The 24,521-nt window shown below is 69.3% G+C and carries 23 protein-coding genes; 14 read left to right on the top strand and 9 right to left on the bottom strand.

Annotated features, from left to right (window positions below):
• Positions 1 to 63 precede the first annotated feature (63 nt).
• The 3 genes from accC to MKK84_RS15010 form a co-directional block, all read right to left on the bottom strand.
• Positions 64 to 1,416 (bottom strand): acetyl-CoA carboxylase biotin carboxylase subunit, encoded by a 1,353-nt coding sequence (accC, locus tag MKK84_RS15020; RefSeq protein WP_243920964.1) that lies wholly within the window; start codon positions 1,414 to 1,416, stop codon positions 64 to 66.
• Positions 1,417 to 1,602: 186 nt separating this feature from the next.
• Positions 1,603 to 2,073, bottom strand: a complete 471-nt coding sequence (gene accB / locus MKK84_RS15015; protein WP_243920962.1) for an acetyl-CoA carboxylase biotin carboxyl carrier protein — start codon at positions 2,071 to 2,073, stop codon at positions 1,603 to 1,605.
• 148 nt (positions 2,074 to 2,221) lie between these two features.
• Complete coding sequence (locus MKK84_RS15010; protein WP_243920960.1) at positions 2,222 to 3,007, bottom strand: DsbA family protein; 786 nt, start codon at positions 3,005 to 3,007, stop codon at positions 2,222 to 2,224.
• Positions 3,008 to 3,235: 228 nt separating this feature from the next.
• On the opposite strand from MKK84_RS15010, the gene MKK84_RS15005 reads away from it, so the two are divergent.
• Positions 3,236 to 4,390 carry an aminotransferase class I/II-fold pyridoxal phosphate-dependent enzyme gene (locus MKK84_RS15005; RefSeq protein ID WP_243920958.1) on the top strand — a complete coding sequence of 385 codons (1,155 nt, stop codon included), beginning with the start codon at positions 3,236 to 3,238 and terminating at the stop codon, positions 4,388 to 4,390.
• Between the two features lie 4 nt (positions 4,391 to 4,394).
• Here the strand turns inward: MKK84_RS15005 and gph are convergent, their stop codons facing one another.
• On the bottom strand, positions 4,395 to 5,093 hold the full coding sequence (gene gph, locus MKK84_RS15000) for a phosphoglycolate phosphatase (RefSeq protein WP_243920956.1): 699 nt from the start codon (positions 5,091 to 5,093) through the stop codon (positions 4,395 to 4,397).
• A 173-nt stretch (positions 5,094 to 5,266) separates the two neighbouring features.
• Between gph and MKK84_RS14995 the strand changes: the two genes are divergently transcribed.
• The 7 genes from MKK84_RS14995 (at position 5,267) to MKK84_RS14965 (ending at position 11,789) form a co-directional block, all read left to right on the top strand.
• The gene (locus MKK84_RS14995; protein ID WP_243920954.1) at positions 5,267 to 5,731 is read left to right on the top strand and encodes a hypothetical protein; all 465 of its coding nucleotides are present in this window, start codon (positions 5,267 to 5,269) and stop codon (positions 5,729 to 5,731) included.
• A gap of 127 nt (positions 5,732 to 5,858) precedes the next feature.
• Positions 5,859 to 6,572, top strand: coding sequence for a ribose-5-phosphate isomerase RpiA (rpiA, locus tag MKK84_RS14990; protein WP_243920952.1), 714 nt, complete (start codon positions 5,859 to 5,861; stop codon positions 6,570 to 6,572).
• Positions 6,573 to 6,616: 44 nt separating this feature from the next.
• The gene (locus MKK84_RS14985) at positions 6,617 to 7,183 is read left to right on the top strand and encodes a DUF2059 domain-containing protein (protein ID WP_243920950.1); all 567 of its coding nucleotides are present in this window, start codon (positions 6,617 to 6,619) and stop codon (positions 7,181 to 7,183) included.
• Positions 7,184 to 7,225: 42 nt separating this feature from the next.
• Positions 7,226 to 8,446, top strand: a complete 1,221-nt coding sequence (locus MKK84_RS14980; protein ID WP_243920948.1) for an O-antigen ligase family protein — start codon at positions 7,226 to 7,228, stop codon at positions 8,444 to 8,446.
• Positions 8,443 to 9,825, top strand: a complete 1,383-nt coding sequence (gor, locus tag MKK84_RS14975) for a glutathione-disulfide reductase (RefSeq protein ID WP_243920946.1) — start codon at positions 8,443 to 8,445, stop codon at positions 9,823 to 9,825. The genes MKK84_RS14980 and gor overlap by 4 nt, the downstream gene beginning before the upstream one ends.
• Before the next feature lie 55 nt (positions 9,826 to 9,880).
• The gene (locus MKK84_RS14970; RefSeq protein WP_243920943.1) at positions 9,881 to 10,198 is read left to right on the top strand and encodes an RNA polymerase sigma factor region1.1 domain-containing protein; all 318 of its coding nucleotides are present in this window, start codon (positions 9,881 to 9,883) and stop codon (positions 10,196 to 10,198) included.
• Positions 10,199 to 10,406: 208 nt separating this feature from the next.
• Positions 10,407 to 11,789 carry a class II 3-deoxy-7-phosphoheptulonate synthase gene (locus MKK84_RS14965; RefSeq protein WP_243920941.1) on the top strand — a complete coding sequence of 461 codons (1,383 nt, stop codon included), beginning with the start codon at positions 10,407 to 10,409 and terminating at the stop codon, positions 11,787 to 11,789.
• A gap of 127 nt (positions 11,790 to 11,916) precedes the next feature.
• Here MKK84_RS14965 and MKK84_RS14960 read toward each other — a convergent pair whose 3' ends face one another.
• Positions 11,917 to 14,799, bottom strand: coding sequence for an EAL domain-containing protein (locus MKK84_RS14960; RefSeq protein ID WP_243920940.1), 2,883 nt, complete (start codon positions 14,797 to 14,799; stop codon positions 11,917 to 11,919).
• Between the two features lie 213 nt (positions 14,800 to 15,012).
• On the opposite strand from MKK84_RS14960, the gene MKK84_RS14955 reads away from it, so the two are divergent.
• On the top strand, positions 15,013 to 15,390 hold the full coding sequence (locus tag MKK84_RS14955; protein ID WP_243920938.1) for a plastocyanin: 378 nt from the start codon (positions 15,013 to 15,015) through the stop codon (positions 15,388 to 15,390).
• 15 nt (positions 15,391 to 15,405) lie between these two features.
• Here MKK84_RS14955 and MKK84_RS14950 read toward each other — a convergent pair whose 3' ends face one another.
• Both MKK84_RS14950 and MKK84_RS14945 read right to left on the bottom strand, forming a co-directional pair.
• Positions 15,406 to 16,680, bottom strand: coding sequence for an efflux RND transporter periplasmic adaptor subunit (locus tag MKK84_RS14950; protein ID WP_243920936.1), 1,275 nt, complete (start codon positions 16,678 to 16,680; stop codon positions 15,406 to 15,408).
• A 74-nt stretch (positions 16,681 to 16,754) separates the two neighbouring features.
• Positions 16,755 to 17,477: a sulfate transporter family protein gene (locus MKK84_RS14945; RefSeq protein WP_243920934.1), complete on the bottom strand. Its 723-nt coding sequence runs from the start codon at positions 17,475 to 17,477 to the stop codon at positions 16,755 to 16,757.
• A 177-nt stretch (positions 17,478 to 17,654) separates the two neighbouring features.
• Between MKK84_RS14945 and MKK84_RS14940 the strand changes: the two genes are divergently transcribed.
• Positions 17,655 to 18,941: a flavin monoamine oxidase family protein gene (locus MKK84_RS14940; RefSeq protein ID WP_243920932.1), complete on the top strand. Its 1,287-nt coding sequence runs from the start codon at positions 17,655 to 17,657 to the stop codon at positions 18,939 to 18,941.
• An 84-nt stretch (positions 18,942 to 19,025) separates the two neighbouring features.
• Entirely contained in the window at positions 19,026 to 19,649 is a 624-nt protein-coding gene (locus MKK84_RS14935; protein ID WP_243920930.1) for a cyclic nucleotide-binding domain-containing protein, read from the top strand.
• 18 nt (positions 19,650 to 19,667) lie between these two features.
• On the opposite strand, the gene MKK84_RS14930 is transcribed toward MKK84_RS14935, so the two are convergent.
• Positions 19,668 to 20,666 carry a 2-hydroxyacid dehydrogenase gene (locus tag MKK84_RS14930; protein WP_243920928.1) on the bottom strand — a complete coding sequence of 333 codons (999 nt, stop codon included), beginning with the start codon at positions 20,664 to 20,666 and terminating at the stop codon, positions 19,668 to 19,670.
• A gap of 257 nt (positions 20,667 to 20,923) precedes the next feature.
• Between MKK84_RS14930 and MKK84_RS14925 the strand changes: the two genes are divergently transcribed.
• Positions 20,924 to 21,487, top strand: coding sequence for an SH3 domain-containing protein (locus MKK84_RS14925; protein WP_243920926.1), 564 nt, complete (start codon positions 20,924 to 20,926; stop codon positions 21,485 to 21,487).
• A 71-nt stretch (positions 21,488 to 21,558) separates the two neighbouring features.
• On the opposite strand, the gene irr is transcribed toward MKK84_RS14925, so the two are convergent.
• Positions 21,559 to 22,074 carry a Fur family transcriptional regulator Irr gene (gene irr, locus MKK84_RS14920; RefSeq protein ID WP_279599532.1) on the bottom strand — a complete coding sequence of 172 codons (516 nt, stop codon included), beginning with the start codon at positions 22,072 to 22,074 and terminating at the stop codon, positions 21,559 to 21,561.
• A 222-nt stretch (positions 22,075 to 22,296) separates the two neighbouring features.
• On the opposite strand from irr, the gene fabA reads away from it, so the two are divergent.
• Positions 22,297 to 22,833 carry a bifunctional 3-hydroxydecanoyl-ACP dehydratase/trans-2-decenoyl-ACP isomerase gene (gene fabA, locus MKK84_RS14915; protein ID WP_243920924.1) on the top strand — a complete coding sequence of 179 codons (537 nt, stop codon included), beginning with the start codon at positions 22,297 to 22,299 and terminating at the stop codon, positions 22,831 to 22,833.
• A gap of 140 nt (positions 22,834 to 22,973) precedes the next feature.
• Positions 22,974 to 24,200 (top strand): beta-ketoacyl-ACP synthase I, encoded by a 1,227-nt coding sequence (gene fabB / locus MKK84_RS14910; protein ID WP_243920922.1) that lies wholly within the window; start codon positions 22,974 to 22,976, stop codon positions 24,198 to 24,200.
• Positions 24,201 to 24,521: the final 321 nt, after the last annotated feature.

Here is a 24,521-nt window from a genome sequence, read left to right as displayed (position 1 = left end):
AATGTCGCGCGTGTCCGACGCGAAGACCAGAGGGGACCGGATGCCGCGGTCGCCGCAGCCCGGTCAGACCTTCATGCCACCGTCTTCGAGGAAATGCTCCAGCCAGTGGATGTCATACTGGCCGTTCTGCACGTCCGGGTTGCGGACCAGGGTCCGGAACAGGGGCAGCGTCGTGTCGATGCCGTCGATGACGAACTCGTCGAGCGCCCGGCGCAGACGCATCAGGCATTCGTTGCGGGTCCGGCCGTGCACGATCAGCTTGCCGATCAGCGAATCGTAATTCGGCGGGATCCGGTAGCCCTGGAAGGCCGCGGAATCGACGCGGACGCCCAGTCCACCGGGCGTGTGGTAATGGGTGATTTCGCCCGGCGAGGGCCGGAAGGTCTCCGGGTGCTCGGCGTTGATCCGGCACTCGATGGCGTGGCCCTCGACCTTGATGTCGGACTGGCTGACCGACAGGGCGCCGCCCGACGCGACCTGGATCTGCTCGATCACCAGATCGATCCCTGTGATCATCTCGGTGACCGGATGCTCGACCTGGATGCGGGTGTTCATCTCGATGAAGTAGAACTTGCCGTCCTCGTACAGGAACTCGACGGTGCCGGCGCCGAGATAGCCGAGTTCCTTCATGGCGTTGGCGCAGATGCCGCCGATCTCGGCGCGCATCGATTCGTTGAGGGCGGGCGAGCCGCCTTCCTCCCAGACCTTCTGGTGGCGGCGCTGGAGCGAGCAGTCGCGCTCGGCGAGGTGCACGGCACCGCCGCGGCCGTCGCCCAGGACCTGCACCTCGATGTGCCGAGGCTTCTCGAGGTACTTCTCGAGATAGACCGCGTCGTCGCCGAAGGCGGCCTTCGCCTCAGATTTGGCCATGCCGATCGCCTGCTCCAGGTCGGCCTCGGTGCGCGCGACCTTCATGCCGCGCCCGCCGCCGCCCGCCGCCGCCTTGACCAGAACCGGGTAGCCGATCCCGGCGGCGACCCGCTTGGCGGTATCGATATCCTCGACGCCGCCATCGGAGCCCGGCACGCAGGGGATGCCGAGCTTCAGCGCCGTGCGCTTGGCCTCGATCTTGTCGCCCATGGTGCGGATGTGCTGCGCCTTCGGGCCGATGAAGCCGATCTGATGGTGCGCCAGCACATCGGCGAAGCGGGCATTCTCAGACAGGAAGCCGTAACCGGGATGGACCGCGTCCGCCCCGGTGATCTCGCAGGCCGCGATGATCGACGGGATGTTCAGGTAGCTGTCACGCGCCGCCGGCGGCCCGATGCAGACGCTCTCGTCGGCGAGCCGGACGTGCATGGCGTCGGCATCCGCCGTGGAATGGACCGCCACGGTGGCGATCCCGAGTTCCTTTGCCGCCCGCAGGATGCGCAGGGCGATCTCACCCCGGTTCGCGATCAGGATCTTGTCGAACATCGGACCCGTTAGGGCGTCCTGGCGATACCGAACCGCACAGGAGGCTCTATCCTCTGGTTAAGCGGCGTCGTGCCGACGGACAGCCTAGAGTCATGCCCGATCGCGTAGCAATCGTGCGCGGCTCTAACCCCTTGTTGTGACGCGCTCTCTTGCGCCGAACCGGTGTCCCCTGCGTCGGAGAGCGCTTTAGCTGATGACGAGCAGGGCCTCGCCGAACTCGACCGGCTGTCCGTCCTCGACGAAGATGGCGCTGATCGTGCCGGCACGGGGTGCCACGATCTCATTGAAGGTCTTCATCGCCTCGATCAGCAACAGCTTGTCGCCGACCTCGACCTTCGCGCCGACATCCACGAACGCCTTGGCGTCGGGGGAGGGCCGCAGATAGGCGGTCCCGACCATCGGCGAGGGCACCGTACCGGCCTGCGTCCGCGGCGGCTCGGCTGGAGCCAGCGCCGAAGGTGCCGACTGGGCCGGGGGCGCAGCGAAGGCGGCCACGGGCGCACCCGCCGCGACCTGAACGCTCACAGGTTCGAGCCGGCGCACGACGCGGATGCGCAGGTCGCCCTTCTCGACCTCGATCTCGGAGAGGCCCGTCTCAGTGACGAGGTTTGCGAGCTCGCGCACGAGCTCGGGATCGATGGCGTCGTTCTTTGGCATCCGGCCTACTTCGTATCGCGGCGCGTCGGTCCGTCCATCGAGTCGGCGGCGGAAGACGGCCCTGCGGCTGGCGGCTCTTAGACGAAGGCGGTGCGGCGCGACAAGGCCGCACCCGCCTTTGCTACGAGCCACTGAAAGGCCCGTTCCCTCAGCAGGAAGCGTGGCCGCACTGACGCACGTCGGCGATGGTCTTGCGGATCGGATCGACGCCGACCGCGCCGGGGATCACCTCGTCGCCGATGATGAAGGCCGGCGTGCCCGACAGGCCGAGCCGGTCACCGAGGCCGCGGTTCTCGCTGAGCGCCGCCTTCACCTCGGGGGAGGCCATGTCCTTCTGCAGCTTGGCGACGTCGACGCCCATATCCTTGGCGACCTGGATCGCCCGGGCTCCGTTCACGCGGCCCTTGGTTTCCAGCAGCTTCTGATGGAATTCGAACAGCTTATCGCCCTTCAGCTGCTGGCGCACCGCGACGGCGGCCTGGCTGGCCTCCAGCGATTCCGGGCCGAGCACCGGGAAATCCTTGATCACGACCCGCAGCTTAGGATCGGACTTGATCAGCGCCTGGACGTCGCCCAGGGCCTTGCGGCAGTAGCCGCAATTGTAATCGAAGAACTCGACCATCGTGACGTCGCCCGACGGATTGCCCGCCACGACATCGTGCGGGCCGTTCAGGAGCGCGTCGCGCGATTCCTTGAGGGCGGCAGCCTGGGCGAGACGCTGCGTCTCGGCCTGCTGCTTCTCGGCCTCGGCCATCGCCTCCTGCAGCACCTCGGGGTGCTTGACGAGGTAATCCTTCACGATCGCCTCGATCCCGGCACGCTGCGCGTCCGTGAACGGGGAGGCGGCGGGCGCCCCGGCAGTCTGCGCGAGGGCAGGAACGGCGACGAGGCCGAGCGCCAGGGCCAGCGCGGGCAGGGGGCGGATGAACGGCATGGATCCTCGCTTGCGGGGCAAGCCGGCCCGCACTGAGCGCGAGCGGTAGGCGCTGGGTTTGGCGTTTTCACGGCATTGGGTCAATCGGATGCGCGTGTCACGAATCGGTTCCGCGCGAGCAGTGCCGCCGCACCGCGCGGTTGAGGCCTCCCGGGTGGCGAACTACGCTCGCGGGCCTCGCCGGATGGCCCCGGCCGTGCCGCCGCATCCGGCACAGAGAAGGAGCCCATGACCCCGATCTCCAGCCGCGCCGCCGCCGTCCAGCCGTTCCTCGCCATGGACGTGATGGCCGCCGCCGCCGCCAAGGCGCGGGCCGGTGCCGACGTGGTGCGGATGGAGGTCGGCCAGCCCTCGGCCCCGGCCCCGCGCGCGGTGATCGCGGCGGCGCAAAATGCTCTGGCGACCGGGCGTGTCCCCTACACCGAGGCCCTCGGCCTGCCGGCTTTGCGCGCGCGCATCGCCCGGGACTACGCCGAGCGTCACGGCGTCTCGGTGCCGCCGGAGCGGGTGGTGATCACCACGGGGTCGTCGGCGGGCTTCGTGCTGGCCTTCATGAGCCTGTTCGATGCCGGCGCACGTGTCGCCGTGCCGCAGCCGGGCTATCCGGCCTATCGCAACATCCTGGCCGCCCTCGACCTCGTGCCGGCCCCGATGGTCCTGCGCCCGGAGGACCGGTTCGCCCCGACCGCAGCGCTCCTGCGCGAGACCCACGCACGGGCACCGATCTCTGGCGCGCTGGTGATGAGCCCCGCCAACCCCTCCGGCACCGTCATCACGGAGGCGGCCCTGCGGGACCTCTGCACCGCGACCCGCAGCCTCGGCCTGCCGCTGATTTCGGACGAGATCTATCACGGCCTCAGCTACGGCCTGCCCACCGTGACGGCTCTGCGCTTCGACCCCGATGCGGTCGTGATCAACTCCTTCTCGAAGTACCATTGCATGACCGGCTGGCGTGTCGGCTGGATGGTGGTGCCGGAAGCCCTGGTCCGCCCGATCGAGCGGCTGGCGCAGAACCTCTACATCTCGGCGCCCTACCTGTCGCAGATCGGGGCGCTAGCAGCCTTCGACGCGACCGAGGAACTCGACGCCGTCCGCGACGGCTATGCGCGCAACCGCGCCATCCTGCTCGACGCGCTGCCGGGCCTCGGCCTCGGGCGCGTGCACCCGGCCGATGGCGCCTTCTACCTCTACGCGGACGTGGCGAAGCTCACCAACGACGCTGCGGATTTCTGCCGGCGGATGCTCGACGAGGCCCATGTCGCGGCGACGCCGGGCCTCGACTTCGACCCGGATCTCGGCAGCCACCACGTCCGGTTCTCGTTCGCGGGCTCGGAAGCCGAGTGCCACGAAGCCGTAGCCCGGCTTCGGCGCTGGCTAGGCTGACGCCTCACGCGGCTTTTGCCGGCGCCAAGTCCCGGATTGCTGCGGGAAGCGCGGAGAAATGCTCGATCACCCGGTCGGGTCCGAGCTCGGTCACCGGCCGGTCGGTATAGCCGAAGGTCACGGCGACAACCGGGATGCCGGCCGCCTTGGCGGTGTCGATGTCCGTGCGGGAGTCGCCCACCATCACGGCCCGGGCCGGATCGCCGCCGGCGCGCTCGATCGTTCCGGTGAGATGGCGCGGATCGGGCTTGAACTGGGGGAAGGTATCGCGGCCGCAGATGGCCGCGAAGCGGTGGCCGATCCCGAGAAGGCGCAGCAGCTCGATCGACTGACCCTCGTACTTGTTGGTGCAGACCGCGAGGCGGTAACCGTCGGCCTCCAGCGCGTCGAGCGCCTCGACGACACCGGGGTAGAGGTGCGACGTGTCGGCGAGGTGTTCACCGTAATGGGCGATGAAGGCCTCGAACAGCCGCTCGTGATCCTCCGGGGACAGCGCACGTCCTTCCGCCTCGAAACCACGCCGGATCAGCGCCTTGGCGCCGGCGCCGATCAGTCCGCGGGCCTGCGACAGCGGAAGCTCGGGCAGGCCTTCGCGCCGCATCAGCACATTCAGCGTGCCGATCAGGTCCCCCGCGGTCTCCGCCAGAGTGCCGTCGAGGTCGAACACGGCGATGGGCGGACGGGTCGTGGAAGCGGCGGACATAGCGAAGGAGCTCCTGGCTGGCACGGGCCTCGCTACCGGGGGGCGCCGCCATCGGCAAGCCGGCACCCCTGCGCCGCCGCGTCTCGCCGGATCCGGCGGATCATCAAGGGTGGCGCCCCAGACTCGCCCGAAAGCCCGGCGAAAGGCTGCGCGTCCCCGCCCCGGAATCAACGATGAAACCGTCCCTGCTTCTCCTGGCCGCCTGCGCGGTGCTCCACGTCGCGCCGGCGGCCGCGACCTCCTACGAGTTCGTGCCGGCCCCGCAGGTCGACCTGAACCGCATGTACCGGGTCGACAAGGTGACCGGCGAGGTCACATCTTGCCAGTACGGCCTCCAGGAATCGGCGGGCGGCATCGGCCAGACCGTCTGCTTCGGAGCCGGGGAAGGCGCCGGACCGCAGACGCCCTCGGAATACGGGCTGGTGGCGAGCCGTCACACCCGCGAGGCCGGCGTCTTCCGGGTCAATTACCGGACCGGCGAGATGAGCATCTGCTTCGTGCTGGTGAAAAAGGAGCAGGTCGTCTGCACCCAGCAGGGCAAGCCGGGGACGGAAGGCGCCACCGACGCGCCGCTGACCGGGCCAGCCCCCGGCCGGGCCGGCGCCAGCGCCACGCCGGCTCAAGGCGGCCGCTTTTGACGCAGCATTGTCGGAGCGGGCGTTCCGGTCGGCCGAGTCCCGTGCTAGGGGCCGCGCGATCTTCGCGGAAAGACCGGCCCATGACGTGCGCCCCCTCGCTTCACCCCGTCGACCGGGCTCGCTCCCAGTGAGCGCGCCCGACCTGCGCCGGGCCGCAGCGGCGCGCGCCCTCGACCTCGTGGAGCCCGGCATGCGGCTCGGCCTCGGCACCGGTTCCACGGCCGCCGCCTTCGTGGCGCTGCTGGGCGAGCGGGTCCGTGACGGCCTCGACATCCTCGGCGTGCCGACCTCCGAGGCGACGCGGGCGCAGGCGGAGGGCCTCGGCATCCGTCTGGCCACCCTCGACCAGCAGCCCGAGCTCGACCTGACGATCGACGGCGCCGACGAGGTCGATGACAGCTTACGGCTGATCAAGGGCGGCGGCGCAGCGCTCCTGCGGGAGAAGATCGTCGCCTGCGCGAGCCACCGCATGGTCGTGATCGCCGATGCGACCAAGCGCGTGGATCGGCTCGGGGCCTTCCCGCTGCCGATCGAGGTCAACCCCTTCGGCCTCACCGCCACCCACCGGGCCGTGGAGCGGGCTGTCGCGAGTGCCGGCTGCTCCGGCGCCGTCCGGCTGCGGCAGCGTCCCGACGGCGCGCCCCTTCTCACGGATGGCGGCCATCACATTCTCGACGCCCATCTCGGCGCGATCCCCGATCCCGAGGCGCTCGGCGCGGCGCTCTGGGCCATACCGGGGGTCGTCGAGCACGGTCTGTTCCTCGGCATCGCCGACGCCGCGATCCTGGCGGCCGTACGGGACGGGCAAGCCGACATCACCGTTCTCGGCAGCCTCGCCTGAGGCGCCGCTTACCCCGCAAGCCATCCTCGCAGGATCAACCCAGCATGTCCCGACGCCTCACCGCCGCGCTCGGCCTCGCGCTCGGCCTCGCGCTTCCCTCCGTTGCCGTCGCCCAAGCTCATAAGCCGGCACCGGCAAAGCCTGCGGCCCAGCCCAGCACGCCCGCCGCCAACACGCCGGCGGCACCGGCCATGACCCCGAACCATCTCGCCCTGGCCCGCGAGGTGATGCTCAGCTCCGGCATCGCCCGCTCGTTCGATTCGGTGCTGCCTGCCTTCGCCGACCAGATCCGCAAGCAATCCGTCACCCGGCCGGAACTCGCCAAGGATCTCGATGAAGTACTGGCCTCGCTGCAGCCCGAGATGGAGCTGCAGAAGCAGCGCATGATCGACATCGCGGCCCGCACCTACGCGACAAAATTCTCGGAGGCCGAGCTGCAGGAGATCGCGACCTTCTTCCGCTCGCCCGCCGGCAAGCACTACGTCGAGGCGCAGCCGCAACTCCTCGACGAGATGGTGCAGGAGATGCAGGACTGGACGCAGGACGTGTCGGAATACGTCATGGTCCGCGTCCGCGCCGAAATGGGCAAGCGCGGGCACCAGATGCAGTGAGCGTGTCCGCTCGCGCGAGCGGATCGCCGTGACGTTGCCCCGATGAGTGTACCCGGCCGCCTCTACGCCGCGGGCGGCGTTTGCCTCGCCGTCATGCCGCTCGCCATGGTGCTGGCCAATCGGTCGAGCCCGCTTGTGATCGGGCTCGCCGCCCTCGCATTCCTAGCGGGGCGCGGGATCGAGGACCGGCGCGACGCGGCGCGCCGGCTCCTGGCACCGCTCGCCACCCCTCTCGGCGGAGCGGCGCTCGCGTTCCTGGCGTGGTGCCTCGTCTCGCTCGCCTGGAGCCCGTTCCCCGCCGTGTCGCTGCGGATGGCGCGCGAGTTCCTGCCGGCGCTCACGGCGGCTTATATTCTGGCTTGCCTCGCCCCCGGCCGGATCCCGGCTTGCGCGCCGCGTCTCGGGGCCGCCTCGATCGCGCTCGCCGGATTGCTGATCGCCGTGGATCTGGCCTCCGATCTCGCCCTGGAACGGGCCCTGGGGCATCGGACCGCCGCCTTCGTGCACAACCGGCCGGCGCTCACCCTCGACCTCGTGGCCGGCCCGCTCGCCCTGGTCCTCTGGCGGCAGCGCAATCGCGGCCTCGCGGCGGTCACGCTGGTGTTCGCGGCGCTGGGCGTGCTGCGCTCGATCAGCGGCGCCGCCCAGCTTGGCTTGCTCGCCGGCGGCGCGATATTCGCGGCGGGCCGCCTGCTGCCCCGGCGGGCGGGAATCGGCCTCGCCGGTCTGGGCCTCGGTCTCGCGGTGGCGCTCGCCCCGGTCGAGGGCGATCTCCTGGCCCACATCATGCCCGAATCGGCGCACGAGCGTCTCGTGCAATCCTCCTCCCGGGCGCGGGTCGCGATCGCGCGCAGCTTCGGCGCGGCGGTGGCGGCCGATCCCTGGCGCGGGGCGGGTTTCGGCACGAGCGCGCGCTTCGCCGAGACCCCGGCCGCGCAGACGCTCGCACCCGAGATGCGCGTGCTCCTCGCGGTCGGGCATCCGCATAACAGCTTCCTCCAGGTCTGGGCCGAGCTCGGCCTGCCCGGCGCGCTCCTCGCGGCGCTGACCCTGATGCTGATGCTGAGCCGTATCTCTCGGCTGGAGCAGCCCGACCGTGCGGCGGCGCTCGGCCTCGTCGCCTGTGCGGTCGCGATCGCCTTCGTGGAGCACAACGGCTGGGCGGCGTGGTGGACGGCGGGTCTCGGCGCTGCCATCTCGTGGATGCGCGAGGCGTCCCGGCCGCGCGTGGCGACGACCCCCAGGATGGACGGCCCCGCATGAGTGCTTTCGACGTGGACCTCTTCGTCATCGGCGGCGGTTCGGGAGGCGTGCGCGCGGCGCGGATCGCGGCGGGGTACGGTGCCAAGGTGATGTTGGCCGAGGAGTACCGGGTCGGCGGGACCTGTGTGATCCGCGGCTGCGTCCCGAAGAAGCTGATGGTCTATGCCGGCCGCTTCGCCGACGAGTTCGAGGACGCCGCCGGCTTCGGCTGGACGGTGGAGAAGCCCCGCTTCGACTGGGCGAAGCTCAAGCAGCGCCGCGACGCCGAGGTTACCCGGCTCGAAAGTATCTACGACGCCAACCTGATCCGGGCCGGTGTCGAGATCGTGCCCGAGCGGGCCGTGATCGAGGATCCGCACACGGTGCGACTGCTGAAGTCGGGCCGCGTCATCCGGGCGGAGAGGATCCTGGTGGCGGTCGGCGCCCACCCGGTGAAGGAGCCGGCCGTGCCCGGCATCGAACTGGCGATTACCTCGAACGAGGTGTTCGAGCTGGAGAGCCTGCCGGGGCGCATTCTGGTGATCGGCGGCGGCTACATCGCCGTCGAGTTCGCGGGTGTGTTCGCGGCTTTGGGCAGCGCCACGACCCTGCTGCACCGGGGCGAGAGGCTGCTGCGCGGGTTCGACGACGAGGTTCGCGACGCCCTTGCGGAGGCCTATGGCCACAGGATGGACCTGCGGCTCGGCCGTACCCTCACGGGCATCGAGCGGCGGGACGGTGCCCTCTGCGCCCGGCTCGACGACGGCGCCGAGATTGCCGTCGATCAGGTCCTGATCGCCACCGGACGGCGGCCCAATGTCGAGGGCCTGGGCCTCGACCGGGTCGGCATCGACCTCGACGGCGCCGGGGCGATCCCGGTGGATGCGTATTCGCAGACCAAGGTCCCGTCGATCTACGCGGTCGGCGACGTGACCAATCGCGCCAACCTGACCCCGGTGGCAATTCGCGAGGGTCATGCCTTCGCCGACACGGTCTATGGCGGCAAGCCGTCCTGCGTCGATCACCGCCTGATCCCCACCGCGGTGTTCTCGACCCCCGAGATCGGGGTCGTCGGCCACAGTGAGGCGGCGGCGCGGGAGATCTACAGCAAGATCGACATCTACAAGGCGCGCTTCCGCCCGATGAAGGCGACGCTCTCCGGCCGCGAGGAGCGTATCCTGATGAAGGTCATCGTCGATTGCGCGAGCGACCGGGTGGTGGGCGTCCACATCTTCGGCCATGACGCCGGCGAGGTCATCCAGGCGGTCGGCATCGCGGTGACGATGGGCGCCACGAAGGCCGATTTCGACCGGACTATCGCGGTCCACCCGACGGCGGCCGAGGAACTCGTGACGATGCGCGTGCCGGAGGTGACCAAGCATCCGGTCGGCGTCGGCTGAGGGCTCCAGAGTCTCAGGGCCTCGACGCGGTGCCCGGCCGAGCCATATCAGGGGCATGGGTAAGCAAGGCGCAGGCAAGGGACGCGGGGGCGACGACGCGCACGCGCGGCGGCAGGCCATCATCGACGGCCTGCTGGCGGATGCGCTGCGGCCGGTCTTCCACCGCCCCCCGAACCACGATGCGCTCTCGCCCGACATCCGCAAGGCGATCGACCAACTGCTCGCCAAGGCCGAGGCGCAACGCCGCCGCTGCCTGACCTACGACGATCTCGAAGAGGCCCTTCCCCCCCGGGATGTGTCCGCGGAGGATCTGGAGGCAATCTTCTGGATCCTGGCCGAGCACGGGATCGAGGTCGAGGACGGCGAGGCCTGAAGCCCGCTCGCGCCTGCCCTTCGCATTCCGGCACTCGTCAGGGCGCGGGAACCTCTCTATAAGCCGCGCTTCGCGCGTGAGGCGCGGTCGCACGACGAGCGCGCTTTCTGCGGAACCGGACACCGGTTCGGCGCAAGAGCGCGCGTCACAACAAGGACTTAGAGGCGCGCGCGATCGGGCACGGCTCTAGGGTGCGCGGAGAGAGGCTATGGGCGAGCGTTGGACACCGAAGAGCTGGAGAAACCTGCCGATCGAGCAGGTCCCCACCTATCCGGACATGGCCGCCCTGGGTGCCGTCGAGTCGCAGATCGCGAGCTTTCCGCCGCTGGTTTTTGCCGGTGAGGCTCGCAAGCTGAAGGCGGCGCTCGCGCGCGTCGGCGCGGGCGAAGCGTTCCTCCTGCAGGGCGGCGACTGCGCCGAGAGTTTCGACGAGCATTCGGCCGACAACATCCGTGATTTCTTCCGGGTGTTCCTGCAGATGGCGATGGTGCTGACCTTCGCGGGTGGCTCGCCGGTCGTGAAGGTCGGGCGCATTGCCGGGCAGTTCGCCAAGCCGCGCTCCTCGCCCACCGAGACGCTGGAGGGCGTGAGCCTGCCCAGCTACCGGGGCGACATCGTCAACGGCATCGGCTTCTCGGAGGAGGCGCGGATCCCGGATCCGCGCCGTCAGCTTGAAGCCTATCGGCAGTCGGCCGCGACGCTGAACCTGCTGCGCGCCTTCGCCACCGGCGGTTACGCGAACCTCGAGAACGCGCATCGGTGGATGCTGGGCTTCGTGAAGGATTCGCCGCAATCCTCGCGCTACCAGGATGTGGCGGGCCGCATGACCGATGCGCTCGACTTCATGCGGGCGATCGGCATCAATCCGGAGACCCATCCGGAGGTGCGGACCACCGATTTCTACACCAGCCACGAAGCCCTGCTGCTCGGCTACGAGGAGGCGCTGACCCGGGTCGATTCGACCACGGGCGACTGGTACGCGACCTCCGGCCATATGCTGTGGATCGGCGACCGGACCCGGCAGCCGGACCACGCCCACGTGGAATATGCCCGCGGCATCAAGAACCCGATCGGCCTCAAGTGCGGCCCGTCGATGAAGGCCGAGGGGCTGATCCGGCTGATCGACCTGATCAACCCGGAGAACGAGCCGGGGCGGCTCAGCCTGATCTGCCGGTTCGGAGCCGACAAGGTCGGCGATCACCTGCCGGCGCTGATCCGCGCGGTCGAGCGGGAAGGGCGCAAGGTCGTGTGGATCTGTGATCCGATGCACGGCAACACGATCCCGGCCGGCCGCTACAAGACCCGGCCGTTCGAGCGGGTGATGCAGGAGATCGAGGGCTTCTTCGGCGTCCACCGCGCCGAGGGCACCTTCGCGGGCGGCATCCACCTGGAGATGACCGGCAAGGACGTCACCGAATGCACCGGCGGTGCCCGGGCGCTGACGGCCGACGATCTGCAGGATCGCTACCACACCTACTGCGACCCGCGCCTCAACGCGGAGCAGGCGTTGGAGGTGGCGTTCCGTACGGCCGAGTTGGTGAAGGCCGAGCGCAGCCACGTGGAGCGCCCGCGCCTCGACGCGGCGGAGTAGGGCGGGGGGCACCGCTTCTCCTCCCTCCCCCGCAAAGGGGGGGAGGGAACGTGGTGATGATTGGGTGCCAACCCATTTGTAGATGCCGCGGCCGCAGGGGCGATTCCGCTCATAAGGCTCGCGTCACTCACGCGATCGCGCGGCTGGCCCCATTCCAGCGGAGGATCACCGCGTTGACCTCCGAGACGGGCACGGGCCGGCTGAACAGGTAGCCCTGGACCTCGTCGCAGCCCTCGGCGCGCAGTACGGCGAGCTGCGCCTCGGTCTCGACACCCTCGGCCGTGGTGGTCATGCCCAGGCTGGCGCCGAGCCCGATCACCGCCCGCACGATGAAGTCCGTTCCATCCTTGATGCACAGATCGCGCACAAAGGACTGATCGATCTTGATCTTGTCGAACGGGAAGCTGCGCAGGTAGCTCAGCGACGAGTAGCCCGTGCCGAAATCGTCCATGGCGACGCGGACACCGAGCGCCTTGAGGCTGTGGAGGATTGCAGTCGTGGCGCCGGGATTGGCCACCAGCACCGATTCGGTGATCTCCAGTTCGAGCCGACGGCCGGGCAGGCCGGTCCGGCGCAGGGCTTCGCGCACGACGTTGACGAGGCTCGCCGAGGTGAACTGCACCGCCGACACGTTGACCGCGACCTTGAGCCCATCCGGCCAGCGCGCCGCCTCCTCGCAGGCCCGGCGCAGCACCCACTCGCCGAGCGGAACGATCAGACCCAGTTCCTCCGCGATCGGGATGAACTCGGCCGGGGAGATGAAGCCCCGAACGGGGTGATCCCAGCGCAGGAGAGCTTCGAATCCGCAGATCAGGTCGGCATCGAGGCTGTAGATCGGCTGGTAGTAGACCTCGAACGACTCGCGGGCCAAAGCCTCGCGCAGGTCCCGCTCCAGCACCCGGCGGGCCTGCAGGCGGGCATCCATCTCGGGCTCGAAGAATCGGAACGAGCCCCGCGCCTCGGACTTGCCGCGGTCGAGGGCGACCTCGGCGTTCTTCAGGAGCTTCTCGCAGCTCGTCCCATCGCTCGGCGCGAGGGTGATGCCGATGGTCAGGCCGACGCTGATCTCGTGGCTGCTCAGGCTGTAGGGCGCACTCACCACCTCGATAATCCGCCGGGCAAGGACCGCCGCGTCCTCGGGCCGATCGATGCCGCGCTGGATCACGATGAACTCGTCGGCGCCGAGGCGGGCGACGCAGTCGATCTCGCGCACGCAGGCGGTCAGCCGGTTCGCCACTGCGGTGAGCAACTCGTCGCCGACGCCGTGCCCCAGCGTCTCATTCACCGGCCGGAAATCGTCGAGGTCGACGGCGAAGACCGCGAAGCCGTAATCGCGGCCCGCCTGCGCCATCGCCACCTCGATCTGCTGGCCGAGGGCGATGCGGTTCGGCAGACCGGTGAGCATGTCGTGATGCGCCAGGAACGCGATGCGCGCCTCGGCCTGCCGCCGCTCGGTCACGTCTTCGTAGGTGGCGACGAACCCGTTATCGGCCGTCTTGCGGCGTTCGATCGCCACGATGCGCCCGTTGCACAATTCCTGGAAATGCGTGTGCCAGACCCCGCCGTAGAACGCCTCACGCTGCGCACGGAGCAACGACTCGATATCGCAGCCCGGATGGTTGCCGGCTTGGAGGCTGACATTCATCACCTCCACGGCAGTCATTCCGGGCTCGACCGCACCGGGGGACAGGCCGTAGATCTCGCTGTACCGGCGGTTGACCACCATCAGGCGGTCCTGCGCATCGTACAGGCACAGGCCCTGAGACATGTTGTCGAGGGCGGCGTCGAGGCGGAGGTTGGTGGCAGTCAGGCGATCCTCCTGCTCCTTGAGCAGGCTGATGTCGCTGCAGACCGCGATGAAGCCGCCCTGCTGGGTGGCGCTGCGGCTGACCCGGAGCCAACGCCCGTCCGCCAGCCGGATATCGCCGTCGCGGGCGAGCGCCAGGAAGCAATCGCCGTGGGGCTTCGGGCGCGCGGATTCGGTGGTTTCCGGGTTCCCCCAGAGGGAGACTCCGGCCTCGATCGCCTCGCCCAGCCCCGCGAAGAATTTCTGGGCCTGGGCATTGGCGAGCGCGATCCGTCCCGCCGCATCGACCACCACGACGCCCTCGCGCGAGGTCTGGAGTGCGTCCGTGACGAGCGCCTCGGCGCGGCGGCGCTGACTGACCTCCCGGGCCATCATGGCCTGGATGTTGTCGCGCATCACCGCCATGGAGCGGAGCAGACTGCCGAGCTCGTCCCGGCCGCCGGATGGGATGCGGTCCTCAAGCCTGCCGCTGGCGATCCGCTCCGCGGCCGCGGAGGCCGCCGCGAGGGGCCCGGTGATGCGCCTGTTGAGCAGCCACGCGACGAGCCCGCAGGCGACGATCGCCAACACCGCCGCAATGGCGTTGACGCGCATTTCCCGCGCCACGAGGAAGCGGGCTGCCTGCCGGAACGTGAAGCCGTCGCCCGCCGTGTAGTTCACGAGCAGGTCGATCTGATTGTCGACCGCGTTGGCCTTCTGATCCAGGGCGTCCCAGCGCTCCGGGCGAGCCGTCGACGGATCGAGCGTGCGCCGCATCTCCTCCCACGCGCTGACCGCAGCTTGAACCGCTCCGGCGGTCCGCACCGCCCGGTCGGACTGCGAGCGCTCGACCGCGATCGTCAGATCCTCGGCCAGCGTCGTCGACAGATCCGCGATTTCGGCATTCAGCTTGGCTGTCTCGGCCTCGTTGCGCAGGTGCATCCGCCGGGCGAAAGCCGTGCGCATCTTGGCGAAGTCGGCCGCTGTCGCCCGGGCGTAATTGATGGACATCAGCGACTCGTCGTAGGTCCGATTGACCAGAGTGCCGATGTGCGAGATCGCGACCACCGCGTAGAGCCCGAGCGCCCCCGAGAGCAGGCTCATGCTCAGGAACGCGACGAAGATCCGGCCGCGGACCGTGGTGAAGAAACCCGAGAGGCCACGCGCCGCGGCCGACGGCTTCGCCGGGCTCCTGGTCTCCGTTGCCGCCTCGGGATCTTGCATCGCACCGGCCGTCGCCCCACACGTCCGACTATCTGTAGTTGCGACATATTAAGAGGCGCTTAGCTCGCACTCCCGCCAATTCGATTTAAACCCTGGCGTGAAAATAAGGTCATTCCCCGAACGACCCGCACAAAGCGCGCTGAATGCGGGTATCGGGGAATGAATTTTCAAGGAAGTCCGTGCGAAGCTGTTCCTCGAAAGCCGAGGGATCACATGTCCGCTTCCGTCGTACGGATCGCACTAAGCCTCCGGCGCCCGATTTCGGTCTCCGTGGTGCTGGCCCTGGTCCTCGGTGCAGCCTGCGGATTGCTCGTCACGGAGCAGCTCCAGGCGTCGGGCATCCTGGTTTCGCAGAAAGGCCGGATGTTTCATCCCGACAATCTCGCGGTTGCCCGGGGCGAAGTGGTGACCTTCGTCAACGACGATAGCGACCTGCTGCACCACGTCTTCGTCGAGTCGGAGACGTTCAGTTTCGATTCCGGCGATCAGGAACCGGGCAGCCGCGTGCCGATCACCTTCACCGAACACGGCACGTTCCAGGTTCTGTGCGGCATCCACCCGAAGATGAAGCTCGTCGTCCGGGTGAACTGAGACCGGGCGAACCGATCAGCGCTGAGCCGACCGCATCGGCGTCGGCTCCGGCGGTGTCGTCAGACGCTCGATCGCCTGACCATCGCGAAGCTCCGGCGGCGGGCTGAAGATGATGCGGCTGTCGGCCGTCAGACCCGATTCGAGCTCGAGGGTGCGCCCGAGATCCCGCCGGATCTTGACCGTCCGCCACGTCACCCGGTCATCATCGCCGACCTGCGCGACCTGGAGACCGTTGGCGTTGAACACCGTCGCCTCCGCGGGCACCGAGACCGCCGGCTCGGAGCGCGGGATCTTCAGGGTCACGTGGGCGTAGAAGCCGGCCCGCAGCTGCCGGTCGGGATTGGGCACGTCGACCTGCGTGGTCAACGTCCGCGAGGCGGCGTTCAGGGCGACCGAACTGCGCTCCACGAAGCCGTCGAACGTCCTGCCGGGAAGCTGCGGCACCGTGATCACCGCCGCGACCCCGGGTTTGACGCCGACGGCGTCGTTCTGGGGCACGTTGACGGAGATGCGCAGGGCGCTGTCCTGATCGATGCTCAGCAGCGATGTGCCGCCGTTATCGGCGCGGACGAGGTCACCGACATCGACGTTGCGGATCGTGACGACCCCGTCGAAGGGCGCCACGACGTTTTCGAATGCCGTCAGCGCTTTCAGCCGGTCGACTACGGCCTCCTGCGACTTGATGTTGGCGGTCGCCACCTTCACGCCGGCCTCCGCGGCGGCGAGCGTCGCGGCCTGCGACAGGACGCCGGCCTGCGAGGTGTCGGCGTTCTGACGGGACGCCCAGCCCTGCACGGCGAGCGTCGTGGTCCGGTTGTTGGTGAGGTTGGCGAGATTCACGTTGGCGCGGGCCTGCTCGACCTGCGCCTGTGCCTGAAGAAGCTGCGCTCTGAGCTGACCGACCTGCGCCTCGGCCTGGGCGCGTTGCTGATCGAGATCCGGCGCCGCGATCCGCAGCAACAGGTCGCCGGCCTTCACACGCGAGCCGATGTCGACGCGGCGCTCCGCGATGTAGCCGGTGGCCCGGGCTGCGATCGCCGCTGTGGTGAAAGCCTGCATCTCGCCCGGGAGCACGAGATCGAGCGGTCCCTCGGCACGCTCCACTGCCACGAGGCGCACCTGCGGCACGAGGGTCTTGATCTGCTCCAGCGTCGCGCTCGCCTCGGCGTCCCGCTGCCAGTGGCCATAGGCACCCCAGCCCACCAACCCGATCGCCACGAGGCCGACGAGGAGGAACGGCACGATGCCGGGGGGCGGGGGAACGTCCTGCGCCGCGTCGTGCGCCTTCATCGATCGGCTCTCCGCCCCGGCCCCGCCCGGCTCCGGCGAAGGTAGCGGGCAAACCCCGTCGCGGCCAGAGCGGGCTATGGCCGCATCACCCGCTCCGGCGTGCCGGGTGCAGCGAGGCGCAAATTACGGCTGAGACGCTTGTGCAGGTGGACCATCAGGGCGATGCCGAACAGCGGTGTCAGCAGGTTGACGATCGGCACGACCATCATCGCCGACAGCAGACAGCCGGCGCCGAGCGTCCGCACAGAGAAGGCGCGGCGCATGGCGGCAGCCTCCGGCAACGGCCGAAACCGAGCCGCTGCCATCTCGAAATATTCCCGGGCCAGCAGATAGGCGTTGGCGGCAAAGAAGGCGACGATCCCGATCACCGGGACGAAGAAGATCACGAGCGCCGCGAGATTGACCAGCAGCGTCACCCCGGCGAAGCGGACGGCGTACAGCATCGCGGTGCCGAGCGGCATGGCGCGCCCTGGCGGGTCCCCCGGAAAATCCGTTCGCTCGACGATCTCGGCCGCGTCGTCGAGGAAGAAGCCCGCCACCAGGATCGAGATCGCCGGCATCAGGTAGGCCAGTGCGACGAACAGGCCGAAGCCCGCGAAGTAGTAGGCGAGGGTGTCGAGGATCGGGTACTGGGACGAGATATGATGGCTGGCCTGAAACGCCTGAACCAACCGGGTCAGGCCGAACCAGACCAGGACCAGGAGTCCCAGCGTCAGACCGAGGGATTTCCAGAGGATCGCCCGCAGGGGAGGCGAGAAGGTCTGGCGCAGGGCCGCCGCGGCGGACTCGACGAGCATCGGGTGTGTTCCGGTCGCCGCCGGTCGCGGCGCCGGCGCGTTGTGAAGCGGCGCGGTCGGCGGCGCAAGGCTGCCCGTGCCGCAGGGTCGGCGAGGGAACGAGGAGTGCGCGTGCAGGACGCAACACGAGAGACCCCGGTTCCGCGATCAGCCGGCCCCCGCGGTGTCGATCCGCCGATGCGGCCCGCCTACCGGCCCAGGCTCGCGCCGCTGCCGGAGGCGCCGGAAGTGCTGATCATCGGCGCGGGCGCAGCGGGCATCGGTGCGGCCCGGACGCTGCAGGCCCGGGGCGTATCCGTGGCCGTGCTCGAAGCCCGCGACCGGGTCGGTGGCCGGGCCCTGACGGTAGCCCTGCGCGGCCATGCCCTCGATCTCGGCGCTCACTGGCTCCATGCCGGACCGATCAATCCCTTGGTGGCCCTGGGCCGGGCGCGGGGCGAGCGGCTGCGCCGGGCACCGCAGGAGAGCCATGTCTGGGTCGGACGCCGGCCCGGGCGGGCCGATGAGGTCCGGGCCAACGCCCGGGCTTTCGCGCGGGCCGACCGGGCCATGACCGGGGGCGCCGCGCAGCCCGGGGACGACCGGCCCGCCGCACGCGCCCTCCCGCCGGGTCTCGGACCCTGGGGCTCCCGGGTGGCGCAGGTTCACGGCCTCGTCTCCGGCCGGCCGCTCGAGCAGGTCTCGCTCAACGACTTTCCCAGCATGGAGTACAGCGACAACTTCTTTCTGGCCGACGGCTACGGCAACTATCTGGCCCGCCTTGCAGACGGGCTGCCGGTGGCGCTGGCGCAGGCCGTGACGCGGATCGATTGGTCGGGCGGTCGGGTCAGGGTCGAGACCGCGGACGGTGTCGCCTATGGGGCGCGGGCGCTGATCGTGACCATCCCGATGATGGTGCTGCGCGACGGGCCGGCCTTCACGCCGCCCCTGCCCAACGCGGTCCGCGCCGCGATCGACGGTTTCACCACCGGCATCTACGAGCACGCGGTGCTGCACTGGCCGTCGAGCCCGTTTCGCGGTCGCGACCGTCTGGCCGCGATCCATGGTCGGCGCCGCACGCCGCCGGGCCTGCTGACGCGCATCGACGGCACGCCGTTCCACTATTACGAGCTCGACCTGCGCGAGGCCGCGGTGCTCGATGCGGCAGGATCGGGGGTGGACGGCGTGCGCCGGCATGTCCGGGCGGTGCTGGCCGACCTGTTCGGTCATCACCGCGTGCGCGACCTGAGTATCCCGGCGGTGAGCACGTGGCGCCACGATCCGTGGTCGCGGGGCTCCTGGGCCGTCGTCCCGCCGGGCCATGCGCCGGCCCGACAGCGTCTGCACGAGCCTGTCGGCGGCACGGTGTGGTTTGCCGGCGAGGCGCTGTCCCGGGAGCAATGGGGCACGGTGGGGGGCGCCTTCGCCGAGGGCGCGCGCGCCGCCGAGGCCGTCGCGACGCGTATCCGCTCGGGCACAGCCTGAGCCGCGCAGACCGGGCAGCCGTCCGAGCCGCTTGCCGAGGCCAAGCGGGATGGGCATCCCCCTCTTGTGATCAGGGGGACGACCATGGATTGGATCGAGGCGATCGGCTACCTCGGCACGGTATTGACGATCTCGGCGACCGCCATGAGCACGATGATCCCCCTGCGGATCATCTCGCTCTGCGCGAGCTGCGTGGTGATCACCTACGGCAGCATGATCGGCAGCATACCGGTGGTGTTGACCGAGCTGATCCAGATGCCGTTCAACGCCTACCGGCTCTGGCAGATGCTGCGGCTCGTCCGCGATGTCGAGACGGCGGTCGGCGGCGACCTCTCGCTCGAATGGCTGCGTCCGTTCGGCTCACGGCGCCCGTTCGGCATCGGCGAGGTGGTCTTCCGCAAGGGCGATTCCGCCGACGAGATGTACTACGTCGAGAGCGGCGTCTTTCGGATCCCGGAGGTCGACATCGAGGTCCGCGCCGGCGGAATCGTCGGCGAGCTCGGCCTCCTGTCGCCGGGCAATGCCCGCACGGCCTCGCTGGTCTGCATCGAGGCCGGACACGCGCTGTGTGTAACCTACTCGGACGTGAAGCAGCTCTACTACCAGAACCCGGAATTCGGCTTCTACTTCCTGAAGCTCACCAGTGAACGCCTGTTCCAAGGCGTCCAGGGGATGAAGCGTCCGGCGGTGACCGGCGACGTCCTGTGACGGTCGACCGGGGCTTCGTCAGAGCATGCTGGGCAGGATCCGGTCCGGCGGCCGGTGGCCGTCCATGAAGGTCTTGATGTTGATGATGACCTTCTCGCCCATGTCGATGCGGCTCTCGTAGGTCGCCGAGCCCATATGGGGCAGCAGGACGACCTTGCCCTGGCGGGCGAGCTTCACGAGCCGCGGGCTCACGGCCGGCTCCTGCTCGAACACGTCGAGGCCGGCGGCCGAGATCTCGCCGCCCTCGATCAGCCGCGCCAACGCGTTCTCGTCGATCACCTCGCCGCGGGCGGTGTTGACCACGACGGCCTCGGGCTTGAGCAGCTTGAGCCGCCGCGCCGAGAGCAGATGGTAGGTGGCCGGCGTGTGCGGGCAGTTGACCGACACGATGTCGACCCGCGCCAGCATCTGGTCGAGGGATTCCCAGTAGGTCGCGTCGAGTGCGCTCTCGATGGCGGCCGGCACCCGGCGGCGATTGTGGTAGTGGACCTGCAGGCCGAACGCCCGGGCGCGCTTGGCGAGCGCCTGCCCGATGCGGCCCATGCCGACGATCCCAAGCCGCTTGCCGGTGATGCGCCGTCCGAGCATCCAGGTGGGCGACCAGCCGGTGGTCCACTCGTCGTCCGGGATGATCCGCGCGCCCTCGGCCACCCGACGGGACACGGCGAGGATCAGCGCCATCGTCATGTCGGCAGTGTCCTCGGTCAGCACGCCGGGCGTGTTGGTAACCGTGATGCCGCGCTCCAGCGCCGCCGCGACGTCGATGTGATCGACGCCGTTGCCGAAATTGGCGATGAGCCGCAGGTTTGGGCCAGCCTGGGCGATCAGCCCGGCGTCGATCTCGTCGGTGACGGTGGGGACGAGGACATCGGCCTCACGCAGGGCGGCCGCCATCGTGTCGGCCGCCATCGGCGCATCGTCGGAACTGAGGCGGACGTCGAACAGCTCGCGCATCCGCGTCTCGACGGCATCCGGCAGCCGCCGCGTCACGACCACCAGCGGCTTGCGCTTCGACACGTCTCTCTCCCCGTCAGCTCTTCGGCCGCGGTCGCGGCGCCCGGCGGGACCGCCCCGCGCAAGCGTCCGTTAACCGAATTCGGCCAGACAGGATCGGTCGCGCGGCGCCGGTTCCGGAGCCTGTCCCGGCCCATGGGACTCTCTACCAGAGGTGGGCTGGAACACAATCGGATGCGGGCACGGTCCGCACGCTGAAAGAGCCACGCTTTCGACAGGCCCATTCACCACCATCGGCCTATCCGGACAGGGAGACGACCATGCGCGTGTTACGCCTCAGCCTCGCCGTCGCGGCGCTGTTGGCGGGCGGCCCCGCGATCGAAGCGGCGGCGGCGCCCGCGGCACCGATCGAGACCGGGATCGGTCCTGTGACCAAGCTGCCGCTGCCGCGCTACGCCAGCCTCAAGACCGACCGCGTCAACCTGCGTGAGGGACCCTCCAAGGATCACCGGACGCTGTGGGTGTTCCAGCGGGCCGGGCTCCCCGTCGAGATCGTCGGCGAGTTCGAGACCTGGCGCCGGATCCGCGATTCGGAGGGGACCGAGGGTTGGGTCCTGCACTCGCTGCTGTCCGGACGGCGTACCGCCATCGTCAATGCCGGTCCCGACAAGGGCGTCGAGAAGGCCGCCGTGTCGCTGCGCGCCAAGGCCGATGACGGTGCCGACGACGAGGCCAAGCTCCAGACGGGTGTGATCGGCAGCGTGAAGAGCTGCACCGGCTCGTGGTGCCGCCTGATCGTGGCGCTCCCCAACAAGCGGGACGTGGACGGCTATATTCGCCAGAATCGCCTGTGGGGCGTCTATCCGAACGAAGTCGTGGACTAGCCGGCGGACCAACAAAAAAGGCCCGGATGATGCCGGGCCCCTTCGAAGATCCTGATTGTTAGTCCGCCAATTCAGCTCTGGCGGCGTCCGTTCGGCCGGGCGCGGCGCAGACGCACGATCACCTCGACGCCGGCGATCTCCATGCCCTCGGGAGCCTCGGGCAGCGAATCCACCGTGATCCCGCAATCGGGCATGTCGATCACCTGGCTCTCATCCTCCAGGTAGAAATGGTGGTGCTCGCTCGGATTGGTGTCGAAATAGGCCTTCGACCCGTCGAGCGCGAGCTGGCGCAGGAGCCCAGCTTCGGTGAACTGGTGCAGGGTGTTGTAGACCGTCGCCAGCGAGACCGGCACCTTGGCGCGCATGGCTTCGTCGTACAGCATCTCCGCCGTCAGGTGACGATCGCCGCGGCCGAACAGCAGCCAGCCCAGCGAGAGGCGCTGCCGCGTGGGCCGCAGACCCGCCCGGCGCAGACGATCGCGCAGATCGGAGAGCGGGCAGCCGCGGCGCGGCATGCCGTTGGCCTCCAGCTGGGGGAGGGGGACACGCCCGTTGAAGACGGCCTGGAAGGGCACCGGTTCGGACATTGCTGGACTGAACGCTCGACGTGGGGCCTCGGAAGATTCCACTCAGTATATGGAACTGGTCATGTGGTCGCAACCCGAGCGTTGCCGCACCGCACCGACGCGGCCCGCCGGCCAGCGGCTTTGAAGGTGCACCGCCCCGTGCTACCCCGCGCGCCACATGAGGGGCGGCCACCTCCACGCGCAAGCACGCCGCATCCGGAATCCGAGGACATAGCCAACGCAATGCCGCCAGACGCCGACACCTCCGGGCCGAACGCGAGCCGCCGGTCGCACTACTCCTACGAGGACCTTCTGGCCTGCGGGCGGGGCGAGCTCTTCGGGTCCGGGAACGCGCAGCTGCCCCTGCCTCCGATGCTGATGTTCGACAGGATCACGTCGATCGGCACCGACGGGGGCGCCCACGGCAAGGGCCATGTGACTGCGGAACTCGACATCCGTCCGGACCTCTGGTTCTTCCCCTGCCACTTCCAGGGCGACCCCGTGATGCCGGGCTGCCTTGGTCTCGACGCGCTGTGGCAGATGCTAGGTTTCCATCTCGGCTGGCTCGGTTCACCGGGCCGCGGCCGGGCGCTGGGCGTGGGCGAGGTGAAGCTCGCGGGTCAGGTGCTGCCGTCGATGAAGCGGGTCGTCTACAACGTTGACGTCAAGCGCGTCCGGCAGGGCAAGCTCGTGCTCGGGATCGGCGATGGCTGGCTTGAGGCGGACGGCGAGCGGGTCTACCAAGTCCAGGACATGCGCGTCGGCCTGTTCCAGAGCTGAATAATCCACGTCGGCGGCGCCGTTTGCAGCTCGGCCGCAACGTCCGGCGGCTTCAGCAGTTGAGATTGTCGCCGCGTCATCTTAGCTGACCGGGACGTGGCGCGCGCGAGCGACGCCGCGACGGAGGTATCGTCACCATCATGCGCCGTGTCGTCATCACCGGGATGGGCATCGTCTCGTCCATCGGCAACAACACGCAGGAGGTGCTGGCCTCCCTGCGCGAAGCCCGCTCTGGCATCGCGCGCGATGCCAGCTACGCCGAGCACGGCTTCCGCAGCCAGGTCTCCGGCGCACCGACCCTCGATCCAGAGGGTGTGGTGGACCGGCGCGCCATGCGCTTCCATGGCGGCGGCACCGCCTGGAACCACGTCGCGATGGATCAGGCGATCGCCGATGCGGGGCTGGAATCGGGCGATATCTCGAACGAGCGCACCGGCATCATCATGGGCTCGGGCGGTCCGTCGACCCGGGTGATCGTCGAGGCCGCCGCCATCGCCCGCGAAAAGGGACCGAAGCGGATCGGCCCGTTCGCGGTGCCGAAGGCGATGTCATCGACCGCCTCGGCGACGCTCGCCACGTGGTTCAAGATCCGCGGCGTGAACTACTCGATCTCCTCGGCCTGCGCGACGTCGAACCATTGCATCGGAAACGCCGCCGAGATCATCCAGGGCGGGCGGCAGGACATCATCTTCGCGGGCGGCTGCGAGGATCTCGACTGGACGCTCTCCGTGCTGTTCGACGCGATGGGCGCCATGTCGTCGAAGTTCAACGAGACCCCGTCCCGGGCCTCCCGCGCCTATGACGCCAATCGCGACGGCTTCGTCATCGCCGGAGGCGCTGGCGTCCTCGTGCTCGAAGAGCTGGAGCACGCCAAGGCGCGCGGCGCACGCATCTACGGTGAGATTGCCGGCTACGGTGCGACCTCGGACGGGCACGACATGGTGGCGCCCTCCGGCGAGGGCGCGATGCGTTGCATGCGGCAGGCGATCGAGGGGCTCAAGGGCGCGCGGATCGATTACATCAATCCCCACGCCACCTCGACGCCGGTGGGCGACGACAAGGAGATCGAAGCGATCCGCGAGGTGTTCGGGCGCGGCGATTCCTGTCCGCCGATCGCCGCCACCAAGTCCCTGACCGGTCACTCGCTGGGGGCCACCGGCGTGCAGGAGGCGATCTACAGCCTGCTGATGATGAACAACGGCTTCATCTGCGAAAGCGCGCATATCGATGAGCTCGACCCCGCCTTCGCCGACATGCCGATCCTGCGGGCGCGCCGGGACAACGCCAAGCTCGGCCACGTCCTGACGAACTCCTTCGGGTTCGGTGGGACGAACGCGACTTTGGTGCTGAAGCACGTCGACGTCTGACCGCGCCGGCCGGAACCTCCCACGCCTCGACGCCGTTTACCACGCGTCAAGGATTGGTGGTGGCCATGGGGACGTTCATCCTCGGAGCGCTGAGCGGATTGATGATTGCCGGATATGCGGCGATCTACGCGAAGCAGGCGCTGATCGATGCGGCGAGTGCCGAGACCGAAGGCTACTTCTGACTCTGCGCGCAGGTTCGTGAACGCCCCGCCGACAGGCGGGGCTTTTTTGTCGGCTGTGCAGCGTCGGCGCGTTTGGAGCACGGGGCGAGGCACGGTAAGGCACCCTGCCGCGGTTCGGTCGAGCGCATCGCGGCCCGCC

Source organism: Methylobacterium sp. E-065 (assembly GCF_022829605.1).
Taxonomy (GTDB): domain Bacteria; phylum Pseudomonadota; class Alphaproteobacteria; order Rhizobiales; family Beijerinckiaceae; genus Methylobacterium.
Note: the sequence above shows the minus strand (reverse complement) of the source record. Positions and strands in the feature narration are given on the sequence as shown.

What these genes read in the sequence shown, in the direction of transcription:
- MKK84_RS14950 (WP_243920936.1), bottom strand. Translation starts at nt 16,680, where the DNA reads ATGAAGGCGCACGACGCGGCGCAGGACGTTCCCCCGCCCCCCGGCATC.
- MKK84_RS14955 (WP_243920938.1), top strand. Translation starts at nt 15,013, where the DNA reads ATGTCCGCTTCCGTCGTACGGATCGCACTAAGCCTCCGGCGCCCGATT.
- MKK84_RS14995 (WP_243920954.1), top strand. Translation starts at nt 5,267, where the DNA reads ATGAAACCGTCCCTGCTTCTCCTGGCCGCCTGCGCGGTGCTCCACGTC.
- fabA (WP_243920924.1), top strand. Translation starts at nt 22,297, where the DNA reads ATGCCGCCAGACGCCGACACCTCCGGGCCGAACGCGAGCCGCCGGTCG.
- MKK84_RS14945 (WP_243920934.1), bottom strand. Translation starts at nt 17,477, where the DNA reads ATGCTCGTCGAGTCCGCCGCGGCGGCCCTGCGCCAGACCTTCTCGCCT.
- MKK84_RS14965 (WP_243920941.1), top strand. Translation starts at nt 10,407, where the DNA reads ATGGGCGAGCGTTGGACACCGAAGAGCTGGAGAAACCTGCCGATCGAG.
- fabB (WP_243920922.1), top strand. Translation starts at nt 22,974, where the DNA reads ATGCGCCGTGTCGTCATCACCGGGATGGGCATCGTCTCGTCCATCGGC.
- MKK84_RS14970 (WP_243920943.1), top strand. Translation starts at nt 9,881, where the DNA reads ATGGGTAAGCAAGGCGCAGGCAAGGGACGCGGGGGCGACGACGCGCAC.
- MKK84_RS14985 (WP_243920950.1), top strand. Translation starts at nt 6,617, where the DNA reads ATGTCCCGACGCCTCACCGCCGCGCTCGGCCTCGCGCTCGGCCTCGCG.
- MKK84_RS14980 (WP_243920948.1), top strand. Translation starts at nt 7,226, where the DNA reads ATGAGTGTACCCGGCCGCCTCTACGCCGCGGGCGGCGTTTGCCTCGCC.
- gph (WP_243920956.1), bottom strand. Translation starts at nt 5,093, where the DNA reads ATGTCCGCCGCTTCCACGACCCGTCCGCCCATCGCCGTGTTCGACCTC.
- MKK84_RS15005 (WP_243920958.1), top strand. Translation starts at nt 3,236, where the DNA reads ATGACCCCGATCTCCAGCCGCGCCGCCGCCGTCCAGCCGTTCCTCGCC.
- irr (WP_279599532.1), bottom strand. Translation starts at nt 22,074, where the DNA reads ATGTCCGAACCGGTGCCCTTCCAGGCCGTCTTCAACGGGCGTGTCCCC.
- MKK84_RS14960 (WP_243920940.1), bottom strand. Translation starts at nt 14,799, where the DNA reads ATGCAAGATCCCGAGGCGGCAACGGAGACCAGGAGCCCGGCGAAGCCG.
- MKK84_RS14935 (WP_243920930.1), top strand. Translation starts at nt 19,026, where the DNA reads ATGGATTGGATCGAGGCGATCGGCTACCTCGGCACGGTATTGACGATC.
- accC (WP_243920964.1), bottom strand. Translation starts at nt 1,416, where the DNA reads ATGTTCGACAAGATCCTGATCGCGAACCGGGGTGAGATCGCCCTGCGC.
- MKK84_RS15010 (WP_243920960.1), bottom strand. Translation starts at nt 3,007, where the DNA reads ATGCCGTTCATCCGCCCCCTGCCCGCGCTGGCCCTGGCGCTCGGCCTC.
- MKK84_RS14940 (WP_243920932.1), top strand. Translation starts at nt 17,655, where the DNA reads ATGCGGCCCGCCTACCGGCCCAGGCTCGCGCCGCTGCCGGAGGCGCCG.
- MKK84_RS14925 (WP_243920926.1), top strand. Translation starts at nt 20,924, where the DNA reads ATGCGCGTGTTACGCCTCAGCCTCGCCGTCGCGGCGCTGTTGGCGGGC.
- accB (WP_243920962.1), bottom strand. Translation starts at nt 2,073, where the DNA reads ATGCCAAAGAACGACGCCATCGATCCCGAGCTCGTGCGCGAGCTCGCA.
- gor (WP_243920946.1), top strand. Translation starts at nt 8,443, where the DNA reads ATGAGTGCTTTCGACGTGGACCTCTTCGTCATCGGCGGCGGTTCGGGA.